Origin of the sequence: Streptococcus ratti FA-1 = DSM 20564 (assembly GCF_000286075.1) — a bacterium.
In the GTDB taxonomy this organism is placed as follows: domain Bacteria; phylum Bacillota; class Bacilli; order Lactobacillales; family Streptococcaceae; genus Streptococcus; species Streptococcus ratti.
In genome coordinates this window covers 754,056-768,576 of the sequence record NZ_AJTZ01000005.1, presented here as the reverse complement: position 1 = coordinate 768,576, position 14,521 = coordinate 754,056, and the positions used below count along the sequence as shown (strand labels likewise).

General features: G+C 41.2%; 15 protein-coding genes. All 15 read left to right on the top strand.

Annotated elements, in window-relative coordinates:
* Positions 1-22: 22 nt before the first annotated feature.
* The 15 genes from SRA_RS05695 to SRA_RS05625 all read left to right on the top strand — a co-directional run bounded on the left by SRA_RS05695 (position 23) and on the right by SRA_RS05625 (position 14,464).
* Positions 23-703 carry a sugar transferase gene (locus SRA_RS05695; RefSeq protein WP_003088603.1) on the top strand — a complete coding sequence of 227 codons (681 nt, stop codon included), beginning with the start codon at positions 23-25 and terminating at the stop codon, positions 701-703.
* Positions 704-801: 98 nt separating this feature from the next.
* Positions 802-2,214, top strand: coding sequence for a flippase (locus tag SRA_RS05690; RefSeq protein ID WP_003090945.1), 1,413 nt, complete (start codon positions 802-804; stop codon positions 2,212-2,214).
* 9 nt (positions 2,215-2,223) lie between these two features.
* Positions 2,224-3,333 (top strand): UDP-galactopyranose mutase, encoded by a 1,110-nt coding sequence (gene glf, locus SRA_RS05685; protein WP_003088596.1) that lies wholly within the window; start codon positions 2,224-2,226, stop codon positions 3,331-3,333.
* A gap of 290 nt (positions 3,334-3,623) precedes the next feature.
* The gene (locus tag SRA_RS05680; RefSeq protein WP_003088594.1) at positions 3,624-4,418 is read left to right on the top strand and encodes a DUF4422 domain-containing protein; all 795 of its coding nucleotides are present in this window, start codon (positions 3,624-3,626) and stop codon (positions 4,416-4,418) included.
* Positions 4,419-4,435: 17 nt separating this feature from the next.
* Entirely contained in the window at positions 4,436-5,803 is a 1,368-nt protein-coding gene (locus SRA_RS05675; protein ID WP_003088592.1) for an O-antigen polymerase, read from the top strand.
* Positions 5,804-5,857: 54 nt separating this feature from the next.
* Positions 5,858-6,850: a glycosyltransferase family 2 protein gene (locus SRA_RS05670; protein ID WP_003088590.1), complete on the top strand. Its 993-nt coding sequence runs from the start codon at positions 5,858-5,860 to the stop codon at positions 6,848-6,850.
* Positions 6,851-6,864: 14 nt separating this feature from the next.
* Positions 6,865-7,686 (top strand): LicD family protein, encoded by an 822-nt coding sequence (locus tag SRA_RS05665; protein ID WP_003088589.1) that lies wholly within the window; start codon positions 6,865-6,867, stop codon positions 7,684-7,686.
* A 2-nt stretch (positions 7,687-7,688) separates the two neighbouring features.
* A complete protein-coding gene (tagD, locus tag SRA_RS05660; RefSeq protein WP_003088588.1) occupies positions 7,689-8,093 on the top strand; it encodes a glycerol-3-phosphate cytidylyltransferase in 405 nt (134 codons plus the stop codon).
* Positions 8,071-8,883 carry a LicD family protein gene (locus tag SRA_RS05655; RefSeq protein WP_003088586.1) on the top strand — a complete coding sequence of 271 codons (813 nt, stop codon included), beginning with the start codon at positions 8,071-8,073 and terminating at the stop codon, positions 8,881-8,883. Before tagD ends, SRA_RS05655 begins: the two co-directional genes overlap by 23 nt.
* A 423-nt stretch (positions 8,884-9,306) precedes the next feature.
* Positions 9,307-10,089 (top strand): dihydroorotate dehydrogenase electron transfer subunit, encoded by a 783-nt coding sequence (locus SRA_RS05650; protein ID WP_263641520.1) that lies wholly within the window; start codon positions 9,307-9,309, stop codon positions 10,087-10,089.
* 10 nt (positions 10,090-10,099) lie between these two features.
* A complete protein-coding gene (locus SRA_RS05645; protein WP_003088583.1) occupies positions 10,100-11,029 on the top strand; it encodes a dihydroorotate dehydrogenase in 930 nt (309 codons plus the stop codon).
* Positions 11,022-11,717: an orotidine-5'-phosphate decarboxylase gene (gene pyrF / locus SRA_RS05640; RefSeq protein ID WP_003088581.1), complete on the top strand. Its 696-nt coding sequence runs from the start codon at positions 11,022-11,024 to the stop codon at positions 11,715-11,717. The genes SRA_RS05645 and pyrF overlap by 8 nt, the downstream gene beginning before the upstream one ends.
* 101 nt (positions 11,718-11,818) lie before the next feature.
* On the top strand, positions 11,819-12,448 hold the full coding sequence (gene pyrE, locus SRA_RS05635; protein WP_003088579.1) for an orotate phosphoribosyltransferase: 630 nt from the start codon (positions 11,819-11,821) through the stop codon (positions 12,446-12,448).
* Positions 12,449-12,502: 54 nt separating this feature from the next.
* On the top strand, positions 12,503-13,003 hold the full coding sequence (locus SRA_RS05630; RefSeq protein ID WP_003088578.1) for a YbhB/YbcL family Raf kinase inhibitor-like protein: 501 nt from the start codon (positions 12,503-12,505) through the stop codon (positions 13,001-13,003).
* Between the two features lie 9 nt (positions 13,004-13,012).
* Positions 13,013-14,464 carry an amidase gene (locus SRA_RS05625; protein ID WP_003088576.1) on the top strand — a complete coding sequence of 484 codons (1,452 nt, stop codon included), beginning with the start codon at positions 13,013-13,015 and terminating at the stop codon, positions 14,462-14,464.
* Positions 14,465-14,521: the final 57 nt, after the last annotated feature.

Sequence of the window (14,521 nt, the reverse complement as noted above, 5' to 3'; positions counted from 1 at the left end):
AGAATCGGTCAAACCATGATTCATGAAAAAAGAAAAGATAGGAGGGGATTATTTGACTGAAAATGATCTTGAGGAAGTTCATCGGTTTTATTTATACGTCAAGCGTCTGTTAGACATTATTATCGGTCTGCTTGGCGCAGTTTTTCTCCTGCTTCCGATTTCATTGATTATCTTTGTTTGCTATCTTTTTGGCAGAGATAAGGGCGGTATCTTTTTTACCCAGGAAAGAATGGGCAAGGGGCGAAAGACCTTTAAAATCATAAAATTCCGCTCTATGGTTGTCAATGCTGAGGACGTTTTAAAAACAAACCCCGAACTCTATCAGCAGTACCTTGATAACAGCTATAAATTGTCGCCTGAAGAAGATCCAAGGCTGACCAGGATCGGCCATTTTATTCGGAAAACCAGTATCGATGAATTGCCGCAATTTATCAACTTAATCAAGGGAGATATGAGCTTTATTGGCCCCAGACCTATTCTGGCATCTGAATTAGAAGAATACACACCGAATGAACAAGCAGAGCTCCTGTCTATTAAGCCGGGAGCAACGGGCTGGTGGCAGGTTTCTGGAAGAAGCGAAGTCTTGTATCCTGAGCGCTGTCAGCTGGAGCTCTATTACGTCAGAAACTTTTCTTTCAAGTTAGATTTAAAAATTTTCTTTTTGACCATCAAGAAAGTTTTCACAGGCGAAGGGGCCCATTGAGCAGCAGTCCTGGGCTCAATATCCATAAACTAAACTATCCGTAAATTGGAGTATGATATACAGTGAATCGTTATAATTCCGTCAGATTTAATTTCGTGATGAACTTTGTTCTGACCATTTCAAATTTTATTTTTCCTCTGATAACTTTTCCCTATGCGTCCAGAGTGCTGCAGGCTCAGGGGGTCGGAACGGTATCGTTTGCGACTTCAATCATTACTTATTTCACCATGGTCGGTATGATGGGGATTCCTACTTACGGTATAAGAGCCTGTGCCAAGATTCGAAATGATCAGGCTAAATTAAGAAAAACAGTTCAGGAAATTTTTCTGCTCAATTCCGCTGTTATGCTGCTGGCCTTGATTGGTTTAGCTGTTTCTGTTTTTATGGTTCCAAAACTTTCTCAGGAAAAAACACTTTACCTGATTATGTCTTCAACACTAATCTTCAATGTTCTGGGGGTTGAATGGCTCTATAAGGCCTTGGAAAAATATTCCTATATTACGGTTCGGTCTATTATTTTCAAATTTCTGTCGCTGATTTTACTCTTGCTTCTGGTGAAAAATAAAGAAGACTATGTCATTTATGGTGCCATAACAGTATTTGCAGGAGTAGGATCCAATTTGATGAACTTCTTAAACTTAAGAAGACTGATTGACCTCAAGCCCCTCAAAAACTTAGATTTAAAGCAGCATATCAAACCCTGTCTGACTTTTTTCCTTTTGACGGTGTCAACGACCATTTATCTCAATGTAGATACTACCTTGCTCGGATTTATTAAAGGAGATCATCAGGTTGGCTATTATACCGCCGCTGTAAAGATTAAGCAGATTCTGGTCAGTATTGTGACCTCACTGGGGACAGTTTTGCTGCCTCGTTTGTCCTTTTACCACGAGCAGGAGCGCCATGATGAATTCAGAACGCTGGTTGAGAAAGCCCTCAGTTTTGTTTTTGTTCTGGCTGTGCCCCTGACTCTGTTCTTTATTCTTGACGCTAAGGAAAGCATTCTCTTTTTATCGGGAGACAATTTCCTGCCCGCTGTTCTTCCTATGCAGCTGATTATGCCGACGGTTATTTTTATCGGCATTTCCAATTTAATGGGCATACAGATTTTAGTTCCTATGCAAAAAGAAATGCTAGTAGTTGTCTCGACAATCATCGGAGCTGTGGTGGATGTTCTGATCAATGTCATTACCATTCCTTTATTCGGCGCTGCCGGAGCAGCCTTTGCCGGAAGCGTTGCAGAGCTGACAGTTGTTTTGGTTCAGTTATACTTCTTACGTGATTTGATTGTGCCTATGCTCAAGCGAATCGGTTTATGGAAAATCATATTAAGTACCTTGGCGGCGGTCTGTGCTACTTTGGTTTTAAAAGGCTTTTTGTCTGTGGGGACCTTCTTAACCCTTGCTGTGACAGCTCTTGTCTTTTTTGCTGTTTATGGTATGTTTTTGCTTATCACAAAGGAAAAGTTTACATTAGATACCCTTCAATCATTATTGCTGCGGTTTAAATAGGAGAATCACATGTCACATTACGATTACTTAGTAGTAGGAGCGGGCTTATTCGGTGCTGTTTTTGCTCATGAGGCAGCTCTTAAGGGCAAAAAAATCAAAGTCATTGAAAAGCGCAGCCACATTGCCGGCAACATTTATACCAAAGAAATGCACGGCATTCAGGTTCATGAATATGGTGCCCATATTTTCCATACATCTGATAAAGAAATTTGGGATTACATCAATCAGTTTGCGGAATTTAACCGCTACACCAACTCACCCATTGCCAATTACAAGGGAGAGATTTACAATCTTCCCTTCAATATGAATACTTTCAATAAGCTGTGGGGTGTGGTGACGCCAGAGCAGGCTATGGCAAAAATTGAAGAGCAGCGAGCAGTTCTGGGCGGTAAGAAACCGGAAAATTTGGAAGAACAGGCCATTTCCCTTGTCGGAACGGATATTTATGAAAAGCTCATCAAAGATTATACCCAGAAGCAATGGGGCAAGCCCTGCCGTGATTTACCTGCATTCATCATCCGCCGGCTGCCGGTTCGCCTGACCTATGATAACAATTATTTCAACGATACCTATCAGGGTATTCCTATCGGCGGTTACACGCAGATTGTTGACAAAATGCTGGCTCATGATAATATTGATGTTGAAGTAGACGTGGACTTCTTTGAGAATAAGGAGCGCTATCTGGCAGACTTTCCAAAGATTGTCTTTACCGGCATGATCGATCAGTTCTTTGACTATCAGCTGGGCGAGCTGGAATACCGCAGCCTTCGTTTTGAGACGGAGCTGCTGGATATGGAAAATTATCAGGGCAATGCCGTGGTCAATTATACTGACAGCGAGACACCTTATACACGGATCATTGAGCATAAGCACTTTGAATTCGGCACTCAGGAAAAAACGATTATCACCAAAGAATATTCAAAGACTTGGCAAAAAGGGGATGAGCCTTATTATCCTGTCAATAATGACCGCAACAATCATCTTTATAATGCTTACAAGGCTTTAGCTGATAAGGAAGACAAGGTTATCTTCGGCGGCCGTCTGGGGCATTATCGTTACTATGACATGCACCAGGTCATTGCAGCAGCCCTTCAATGCGTCAGAAAAGAAGTAAAGTAGTAACTTGAAGACAAACCTGTTTTTTCTATGAATATGGCATGTGTATGTTTTAAAGTTCTGAAAATGATGCCAATTTGATGGCATTTATTCGCGAGCGAAGTGAGCCTTAATCGAGATTTTCCGCCGTGATAAAAGTTCCTGAAACTCTGAAGTTTCAGGAACTCGGAAGATTTGAGACCTTAGGCTCAAATCTTAGGTATGGAATTCCGAAGGAAGTCGCTGCCGTCCGTTATCACCTAAGGAAAATCTCAAAAAAGACTTTGTCTATACTCTGAAAGTAGGAAATTAGCGTGAAAGACATTAAATTAATTGTGGCAACACACAAGCAATTTAAGATGCCAAAGGATCAAAATCTCTATCTTCCCTTGCATGTCGGCAGAGAAGGCAAGGAAGACCTGGGATATAAAGGGGACAATACCGGCGATAACATTTCGCGCTTAAACCCCTATTACTGTGAGCTGACAGGCCTTTACTGGGCATGGAAAAATCTGGACTGCGACTATCTGGGATTGGTTCACTATCGGCGCTATTTCACCAAAAAGAAACAGTCCTATAAAGAAGACATAAAGATTGATGATGTTATTCTGTCACAAGCTGATGCAGAAAAACTCCTTGACACAGCTGATGTCATAGTTCCTAAAAAGCGAAAGTACTATATTGAAACCCTTTATTCCCACTATGCTCATACCCATGATGCTAAACATTTGGATGTAACCAGAGAGATAATGGCAGAGCTGTATCCGGATTATCTCCCAGCCTTTGACAGCGTCATGAAGCAGCGCAGCGGTTATATGTTTAATATGTTTATCATGAAAAAAGAGCTGGCCGATGCTTACTGTGAGTGGCTCTTTGCTCTGATTGACAAGCTTTATGAGCGCCTTGATCTTACAGGCTATTCAAGTTTTGATGCGCGCCTGTTCGGTCGCGTTAGCGAACGCCTTTTCAATGTGTGGCTGGCCCAGCAAAAAGAGCTTACCATCAAAGAAGTTCCTTTTATGTACATGGAAAAAATTAATCTTTTCCAAAAAGGCAAGGCCTTCTTAGCTGCTAAATTTTTAGGAAAGAAATATGGGAAGAGTTTTTAGAAGAGGAGAAGAAGGTGATGATGCTTTTTTTGATTATACTGACAGCGTTGGTATCCTTATTCATTAATTTCAGAATTGCAAATAAAGACTTCATGAATCCGGCCGTCATTTTTTCATTGATATTTTTATTACAGGCCGTCATGTGTACCCTGGCACTCACTTATATGAGTTTGACATTTCACATTGAAACTGTTCTCATTTTGGCTGTTGCTTTTACAATATTCACACTGTTTAATTTTTATTATCATTCAAAATCGTCTTCAAAAAAACAAATAGCTGCTAAAATTCCATTAAAAAATAGCGAGTTGACCTATATCAATTTACCAACATGGATTTCTCTTGTTTTTATTGGTCTGCTCTTGCTTGTTATTTTTCTTAAGTATCAGCATTTGACACAGCTGGCAAATGCTTTGGATCATTCGGACTATTCCCTGTCTCAAAAGATTTCTTTTTTCAACGATATGTCTAAATTTCACTCAGACCATTATCGTGAACTAGGAATTATACCGCCGCGCTATTATAATATTTTTAAAACAATATCTTTTTCTTTTGGCTATCTCACGCTGTTTGTTGCTATTAACAACTTTGTAGCTTATAAAAAAATAAAAATTGAACAAGTGATAACACTTCTTTTAATGTGTGTTGCTATTTATCTTGCGGGGAGCAGATCGCCGATTTTACGTATGGTAACATTTGCTGTCTGTGTTTATTATGTTTTGTATCTCAAAAAAGATTCAAGCATTGGCATCAAAAAACAGTTACTTCAGCGATTGCTGGTGATTGGCGTTGTCACTGTTGTTTTGTCCTTAGTAACCATGGGCATTTTTGGCCGTTCAAGCCATTACAATCTTTTCCATTACTTATTCATTTATACAGGTGCTCCGCTTTATAATTTGGACGTCTTTATTCAGACCTATGCTTTGCCGATACCGCAGGAGCATTTGGGACAGCAGACCTTTTCAACCTTATATAACTACGTATTTGCCAAAGTCGGCAAAGATGACAGTATTTATACCTTGGATATTCCGTTTGTCAGGTACAGTGTTAAATATGGTCTTGGCAATGTTTACACAACTTTTTATCAATTTATCTATGATTTTGGTCTGTTTTTCTGGGTACCTGTTTTTACAGTCATTCCATGGTACTATTCGAAATTTTATGATAAAATTGTGAATCATCCGGTTCCTCATTCTGTAATTGATTTCAGGCTGTTTATTTACGCATATTTGTTTAACGACCTGTGCATGCTGTTCTTTTCTAACCGCTTTTATGAAGCAGTTTTAAATATTACGAATTTGGAAATCTTTATTATTGCTTATGTATTAGCTTCTCTCATTTTCACGAGATCCTTGGGAATTGGAAAGTATAAACTACAGTTTAAATAAGAGAATTGCTGCCAGCAGTCTTACTGGCAACTATGAAAATTTTAGGAGTACAGAGTGCAAAAATTATTAACCATATCCATTGCGGCTTATAATGTTGAAGAGTATATTGAGGAGACACTGGACTCGCTGGTGGCCTCCAAATACTGTGACCGTTTGGAAATCTTTGTTGTTGACGATGGCGGAAGCGATCGGACCTATGAAATTGCCCAAAAATATGAAAAACAATATCCGTCTGTCATTCCTGTTCACAAAGAAAATGGGGGATATGGAACAACGGTTAACTACAGTATGGCTCATGCAACGGGCAAGTACTTTAAGTTATTAGATGGCGATGACTGGTTTGATACTAAAAGTCTGGATCAGCTCATCGAATTATTAGAGCACAGTCAAACGGATGTCTTGGTGACACCCTTTAACTGGGGTCCCAATAAAAACGAACTGCAAAAGAAGAGTTTAACGGCTTACCCCAAAGAGTCAACTTTGTTTTCCCATCTCAAAAACTTTCAAACGATCAGTATGTGGAGTCTGTGCTATCGAACCGATATTTTGCGGCAAGCTTCTTTTGAATTGCCGGGAAGAACCCTATATACCGATATTTTGTATGCCACAATTCCTTTTGCCTACATCAAAACTATCCAATACATTGATTTGCCAGTATATGGCTATCGTGTAGGGCGTGACGGTCAAAGTGTCAGCCGCGCATCAAGGATTAAAAATGTGGAGATGATGCTAGGAATCAGTGAACGGCTGGCTCAGTTTTACGCTAATAAGAAAACGAATGAGAATGCTCCTTATCTTTTGCATCGAGCAACATCGGCTTATCTGCAGGGAGTTAAAACCCTATTTCTCTTAGATGTCACTGTAAAAACCAAACAGCGTCTGAAAACCTTTGATCAAGCTATTCATTCGGTTTCTCCAGAAGTTTACAAAGGAATTTTAGCCTTGGGTAAATTGGGTAAATTTTTAAAATTAGTTCGCATGACAAACTACCAAGCTTATTACTTATTAAAAGTTTTATACCCTAAAGGATTTCCTAATTGGATTTAGTAAGGGACTAAAGCATGACAGATAAGACACTACGAAATTTGCAATTGGCAGAAATTGAAATTTTTAAAGTATTTCAAATCATTTGTGAAAATAATCAATTAAATTATTTTATTATCGGAGGCACGTTGATTGGTGCTGTACGCCATGGCGGCTTTATTCCCTGGGATGATGATATTGATGTAGCTATGCCACGCGAAGATTATGAAAAGTTTATTCGTATTTTTAAGGAACAAAATGTTCAGCCAATCGATATAGCTTATTACAAAGATAATCCTCATCTATATTTTTACCCTGTTCGTTTGGTTAATACTCAAGTTCAGATTATTGATCCCAGAACAAACCAACCTGCTCCGGTCTGGATGGATATCTTACCTATTGACGGCTTGCCGAACCAGACTATGAAGCGAAAATTTTTTAAGTTGAAGATGGACAGCTACAGACTGGCACTTGGTCTGCATTATATTGATCAACTGCGAGATACCAAAAGAGATTGGAAACAACGTTTAGCGATTACCTTTGGTAAAGCAACTAAAATTGGTAAGCTTTTTAATCCCACCAAGGTAAAAAATCGCTTAGATGCCACTTTAAAGTCACATACAGTTGAGCAGTGCGATGTGATTGGTACTTGTATGGGGGCCTACTACTTTAAAGAATTTGTACCGAAGGATTATTTTGGTTCAGGCACGACCATTGCATTTGAAGGTATGCAGGTAAGGGCACCTGAACAAATTGATGCCTATTTAACTCATATGTATGGCGACTATATGCAATTGCCGCCAGAACATGAACAATTGGCACAGCATATTAACGTGAAAACAGAAATAGGAGAGCAGTGATTATGAAGAAGGTAATTACTTATGGAACATTTGATTTGCTGCATTACGGTCATATCGAATTATTGCGAAGAGCCAGCAAGTTAGGAGACTGTCTGATTGTTGCCTTATCAACAGATGAATTTAACTCACGTGAGAAAAATAAGAAAACCTATTTTTCCTATGAGGAACGTAAAAAAATGTTAGAAGCGATTCGTTATGTTGATAAGGTAATTCCTGAAGAAAATTGGGAACAAAAACGTACAGATGTAGTAGATTTTGACATTGATGTATTTGTCATTGGTAATGACTGGACTGGGCATTTTGATGATTTAAAAGATTTGTGCGAAGTAGTTTATTTGGAAAGAACGCCAGATATTTCTACCAGCCAAATCAAGGAGGATCTCCATGACAAAAAAACTAACGCTTAGGGAGATTCAGCTGTTAGAGTTGGATATGATGAAAGCTGTTGTGGAATTTTGCGATCGTCATCAATTAACCTACGTTTTGTGCGGCGGTACTCTATTAGGGGCTGTCCGTCATCAGGGATTTATTCCGTGGGATGATGATATTGATCTGCTGATGCCAAGAGAAGACTACGAAAAATTTTTGGCTCTGCATGATATCTTTGAAAAAGAGTTCCCTTTTACAGTAGCCAGCAACCGTCTTAATAATTTAAAAAGACCATATTGTCGAATCCTGAATAAACAAACTATCTGTAATCGACAATTTATTGATGACACGGAAGAAAACTTTCTATGGATTGATATTTTCCCTTTAGATGGCTTGCCTAGTGATAAACAAAAAGTGCAGTCTTATTTGAATCAAATGGGGAGATTAAACAAACTTTTAGTCATTGCACTGTCTAGAACAGGCGAAGGTAAGTCTAGGATTAAAAAAATAGTTAAGCCAGTAGTTAAAAGTTTACTGAATATAGTAGGTGTAAAACGTCTAGTTAATTACACAGATAAAATGTGTCAGCGCTATACCATTGCTGACAGTGATTTTGTTGGTGAGAATATCATGGCTAGAAAAGCGCAAGAAATGATGCCTAAGGAAGCTTTCTTAACAACTGTTAATGTTAACTTTGAAGGTCTGACAGTTAAAAGTCCTTCAAACTGGGATTACTATTTAGAAAAAAAATATGGCAATTATATGCAATTGCCGCCGGAAAGCGAACAAGTCAATCATACGGCAGATATTTATTTGGTAGAAGACTAGTTTAGGCTTGCTGCAATTTTCTAAAATTGATGGCAGAGAAGCCTTAGAAAATTGGATATTATAGAGATAATCACTAGGGGCAATGATATATGAATTTATTATCAGAATTCTTAGGTAGTGAGGAATATTCAATAAAAGAATTACCTTTATTTCAAGAGTTAGTTGATAATATTAAATGTGATGACTTGTTTGAGTATTCATCTCCTATTAATGAGACTAAAAGTTAACTTTTTCATAGATCAAAAGATGACTAGCTCTCCCCATTTGACATCCATCTGATTTCAAGCTATAATGAGAAAAATGAATAACCTTTAATGTGGTTCAGAGAGGCTGTCAAGGGGAGAGTGCGTTGAAGAGGCAGAAGAATTGTCTGCCTGATTTTTGTGTAACCTTGCTTTGCCGGCAAGGTTTTTTCGTAGAAGGGTGTTTATGATTTTAAAGGAAGACATGACGGTGGTCGCTCAGCGAAAACTCGCTCCTGATATTTTTGAAATGGTGCTAACTGGTGAGATGGTCAGTGACATGCAGGCTGGTCAGTTTTTGCATCTGCGGGTGCCGGATAGCAGCAAGCTTTTGCGGCGGCCGATTTCTATATCTGAGATTGATCGGCGAAAAAAAGAAGCTACTATTGTTTACCGGATTGAAGGCGGGGGGACGGCTGTCTTTTCGCAGCTGAAGACAGGTGATACGGTTGACTGTCTGGGGCCTCAAGGCAATGGTTTTGATTTATCCGTTATTGGAGCCAATCAAACTGCTTTGCTTATTGGCGGCGGTATTGGTGTTCCGCCTTTGGTTGAGACAGCTAAGCAGCTGCATGATAAGGGGGTTGCAGTGACTTCTGTGATTGGCTTTGCCAATAAAGATGCTGTCATTTTGGAAGAAAAGCTGCGCCGCTATGGCGATGTTACGGTGACAACCGATGACGGTTCTTACGGTCAAAAAGGTTATGTGTCAGCTGTGGTTGATAACCTGAACTTTAGGCCCGATGCGGTTTATGCCTGTGGAGCTCCCGGCATGCTCAAATATGTTGATAAAAAATTTGAAAAGCATCCGCACGCTTATTTATCAACAGAATCACGCATGGCTTGCGGCATGGGGGCTTGCTATGCCTGTGTTGTTCACCTTAAGGGGCAGGAAGATTCCAGAAATCTGCGTGTTTGTGAAGACGGTCCGGTTTTTAAAACCGGTCAGATTACTTTAGATTAGGAGGAAGCCCGTGACAAATAGACTTGCTGTTAAGCTGCCGGGATTAAATCTGAAAAATCCCATTATTCCGGCTTCCGGCTGTTTTGGCTTTGGCCAGGAGTATGCTAAATATTATGATTTAAATCGGCTCGGTTCTATCATGATTAAGGCGACCACTCAGTACCCGCGTTTTGGCAATCCGACACCGCGTGTGGCAGAGACACCTTCAGGCATGCTGAACGCGATTGGCTTGCAAAATCCGGGAGTGGATGCTGTCATTGCTGAAAAACTGCCTTGGCTGGCTGAACATTATCCGAAACTGCCTATTATTGCTAATGTTGCCGGCTTCTCAAATGATGAGTATGCCCATGTGTCTGAAAAAATTTCTCAGGCGCCAAATGTCAAAGCTATTGAGCTTAATATTTCCTGTCCCAATGTGGATCATGGCAATGAAGGACTGCTGATTGGGCAGGTGCCAGAATTGGCCTACGCTGCAGTCAAAGCTGCGGTTGAGGTTTCGCAAGTGCCTGTCTATGTTAAACTGACACCGAGCGTGGCGGACATTACCACGGTAGCTAAGGCCGCAGAAGAAGCTGGCGCAGCAGGCTTTACCATGATTAATACCTTGGTGGGCATGCGCTTTGATTTAAAGACCAGAAAACCCATTATTGCTAATGGTACGGGCGGTATGAGCGGTCCGGCTGTTTTTCCAGTAGCTCTTAAGTTGATTCGTCAAGTCGCTCAGTCATCACAGCTGCCAATTATTGGCATGGGCGGTGTTGACTCGGCTGAGGCCGCTCTGGAAATGATGGTAGCCGGGGCTTCAGCCATTGCTGTCGGAACAGCTAATTTTACAGATCCCTTTGCCTGTCCTAATATCATTGAAGACCTGCCTAAGGTCATGGATAAATATGGTATTGAAACGCTTGAACAACTCAGAAAGGATGTTAGAAATGCGTGAAAATCGCCCTGTAATTGCTCTTGATTTTCCTTCTTTTGATGATGTGAAATCTTTCTTAGCACAATTTCCAACCGAGGAAAAACTCTACGTCAAGATTGGTATGGAGCTTTATTATGCAGCAGGTCCTGAGATTGTCCGCTATGTGAAGATGCTTGGGCACTCGGTTTTTCTGGATTTGAAGCTGCACGATATTCCCAATACAGTCAAATCAGCTATGAAGGTGCTGTCTGAACTTGGAGTTGATATGACCAATGTCCATGCCGCAGGCGGTGTTGACATGATGAAGGCTGCGCGTGAAGGCTTGGGACAGGGCCCAAAACTGATTGCGGTGACCCAATTAACATCGACATCTGAGGAACAGATGCATAGCGATCAAAACATTCAGACGAGCTTAACAGAATCCGTGGCCCATTATGCAAGAAAAACTGCGGAAGCCGGTCTTGATGGGGTTGTCTGTTCTGCCCATGAAGTGGAGGCGATCAAAGCAGCGACCTCACAAGATTTCATCTGTTTGACACCAGGCATTCGTCCAGCGGGCTCTGCTATTGGCGACCAAAAGCGTGTTATGACACCGAGTGACGCGCGTGCTATTGGGTCAGATTATATCGTTGTTGGCCGTCCGGTTACGCAGGCCCAAGACCCCGTTGAAGCCTATCGGGCGATTAAGGCAGAATGGACTGGTCTGTAAAAAGAAAGGCTGTACTGCCCATGAGTCTTGAAAGGACCAGTTTAACCAATCTATTTTAAACAGCAGTGTGTGCTGAATTTCAAAAAAGAAAGAGGAATTTTATGACATTAGCAAAAGACATCGCGCGTGATTTACTGGATATTAAGGCCGTTTACTTAAAACCAGAAGATCCTTTTACTTGGGCGTCTGGGATTAAGTCACCTATTTACACAGATAATCGTATTACGCTTTCCTATCCTGAAACGCGTACTTTGATTGAAAATGGCTTTGTTGAAACCATCAAAGAAGAGTTTCCTGAGGCAGAGGTTATTGCAGGGACAGCGACTGCTGGTATTCCGCACGGTGCTATCATTGCAGACAAGATGAATTTGCCTTTTGCTTATATCCGCAGCAAACCAAAAGATCACGGTGCAGGCAACCAAATTGAAGGCCGGGTCATTAAAGGACAAAAGATGGTCATTGTTGAAGATTTAATCTCAACAGGCGGATCGGTCCTTGATGCAGTTGCGGCAGCGAAAAGAGAAGGCGCTGATGTACTTGGTGTGGTTGCTATTTTTACTTATGAACTGCCAAAAGCTGCTGAAAATTTTGAAAAAGCCGCTGTAAAACTTGTGACACTTTCAAATTATTCAGAATTGATTAAAGTCGCTAAAGTACAAGGTTACATTGATGCAGACGGTCTGCAGCTCCTAAAGAAATTTAAAGAAAATCAGCAAACTTGGCAGGACTAAGGCTGACACTTTTAATAAAAATCAGCAGAAAACTAACGAATCGGGAGGTGTCCTATGAAAATTACAGTTCCGTTTGAAAATCACATTATCCCTGATGCCTATGCCAAAAAGGCCAGTGAAACCAATAAGGGGTACGCTATTAAATCTTTCCCTTTTGAAATGATAGATGTTCCAGAAAATGCTAAAACCTTAGCTTGGACTTTGGTGGATTATGATTCTATTCCGGTCTGCGGTTTTGCTTATATTCACTGGACTGTTGCTAATGTACCGGCAGATATCACGCTTATTTCAGAGGATTTTGCCAGACAGGATCAAAAGCATTTGAAGGGGAAAAATAGTCTCGTCAGCAGGTTTCTGACGACTGATTATTCCGATATGTATGATGGCTATCTGGGACCATACCCACCTGATAAGGATCATGTCTATACCCTAACTGTCTATGCTCTTGATGAGGACCTGCCTCTCAATGAAGGTTTCTATCTTAATGAGCTGCTGCATGCGTCTGAGGGTCATATTGTCGCCAAAGCCCAAATTGATTTGGTTGGTAAAGTATAGGAGACAGATATGGTAGCTAATGAGTGGCTGGATGCAACCGCAATGGCACAGGCTGTTTTGCGCGGAGAAGTTTCCCCAAAGGAATTAGTAAAAGAGTCTATTGAAAGAAGTCAGACTGTCAACCCTAAGCTAAATGCCATCGTAGATACGCGTTTTGAAAAGGCCTTGCAAGAAGCGCAAAATCGAGATTTTTCAGGCAAGCCTTTTGCAGGTGTTCCGCTCTTTCTTAAAGATTTGGGTCAGGAACAGTCTGGCGAATTGTCAACGTCTGGCTCTCCTTTGTTGGCTAATTATCGTGCTAGTCATTCTGACAACTATGTCAAAGCTTTGGAAAACTTAGGTTTCATTATTTTAGGCCGCAGCAATACACCGGAATTCGGTTTTAAGAACATCAGTGATTCCAGCTTGTATGGTAATGTCAATTTGCCTGATGACATGAGCCGCAATGCAGGCGGATCCAGTGGCGGTGCTGCTGCCTTGGTTAGTTCTGGCGTTTCGCCCTTGGCTGCTGCTAGTGATGGCGGCGGTTCGATTCGTATTCCGGCTTCTTTTAATGGATTGATTGGATTAAAGCCCACACGAGGGCGTATTCCGGTTGGCCCTTCTTCTTTTAGAGGCTGGCAGGGAGCTTCTGTCCAATTTGCCTTGACCAAGACAGTGCGTGATACTAAACGCTTACTGTACTATCTTCAAACCTGTCAAATGGAAAGTCCTTTTGTTCTGCCGACTTTATCAAAAGCCTCGCTAGTGCAGCCTTTGGAGAAAAAGCTGAAAGTAGCCCTGCTGCTTGATTCACCTATTGGCAGTTCAGTTTCCAGCTCAGCTATTTCTGCTGTTCAAAAAGCGGCTAAATACCTGGAAGATGCCGGCCATAGGGTAGAAGAAGCAGCGCAACCCTTAGACGGTATAGAGGCTATGCAGTCCTACTATATGATGAATAGTGTCGAAACGGCTGCCATGCTTGACGGACTGGCTGCTTCCTTGGGACGTGATCTGACAGTGAATGATATGGAAGTCATGTCCTGGGCTCTCTATCAGGCTGGTCAAAAAATTCCTGCTAAATGCTACTCTAAGGTACTCAGCCAATGGGATCAGTACAGTCATCGTATGGCTCTCTTCCATGAAAAATATGATTTACTCCTAACACCGACAACGGCTGAGACCGCACCTAAACATGGGCAGTTTCAATTATCAGCTGCTTTAAAAAATGACTTAATGCATCTGGCTGATTTTGACAGCAGCCGGCAGCAGGAGCTCATTTGGCAGATGTTTGCTGACAGTTTAGCTTGGACACCCTTTACACAGCAAGCCAATCTGACAGGACAGCCTGCTATCTCTCTTCCTCTTTACCGCGATGCTCAAGGCCTGTCACTTGGTGTTCAGTTAACAGCCGCCAAAGGAAGAGAGGATTTGCTCTTGGCTCTGGCACAGTCTTTTGAGGAGCAGTCGCTTTTTGTTTGATAGTTCAGATTGCAGACAAAAAACTTGAAAAATTTCTGAGAAAAGTGTATTTTCACA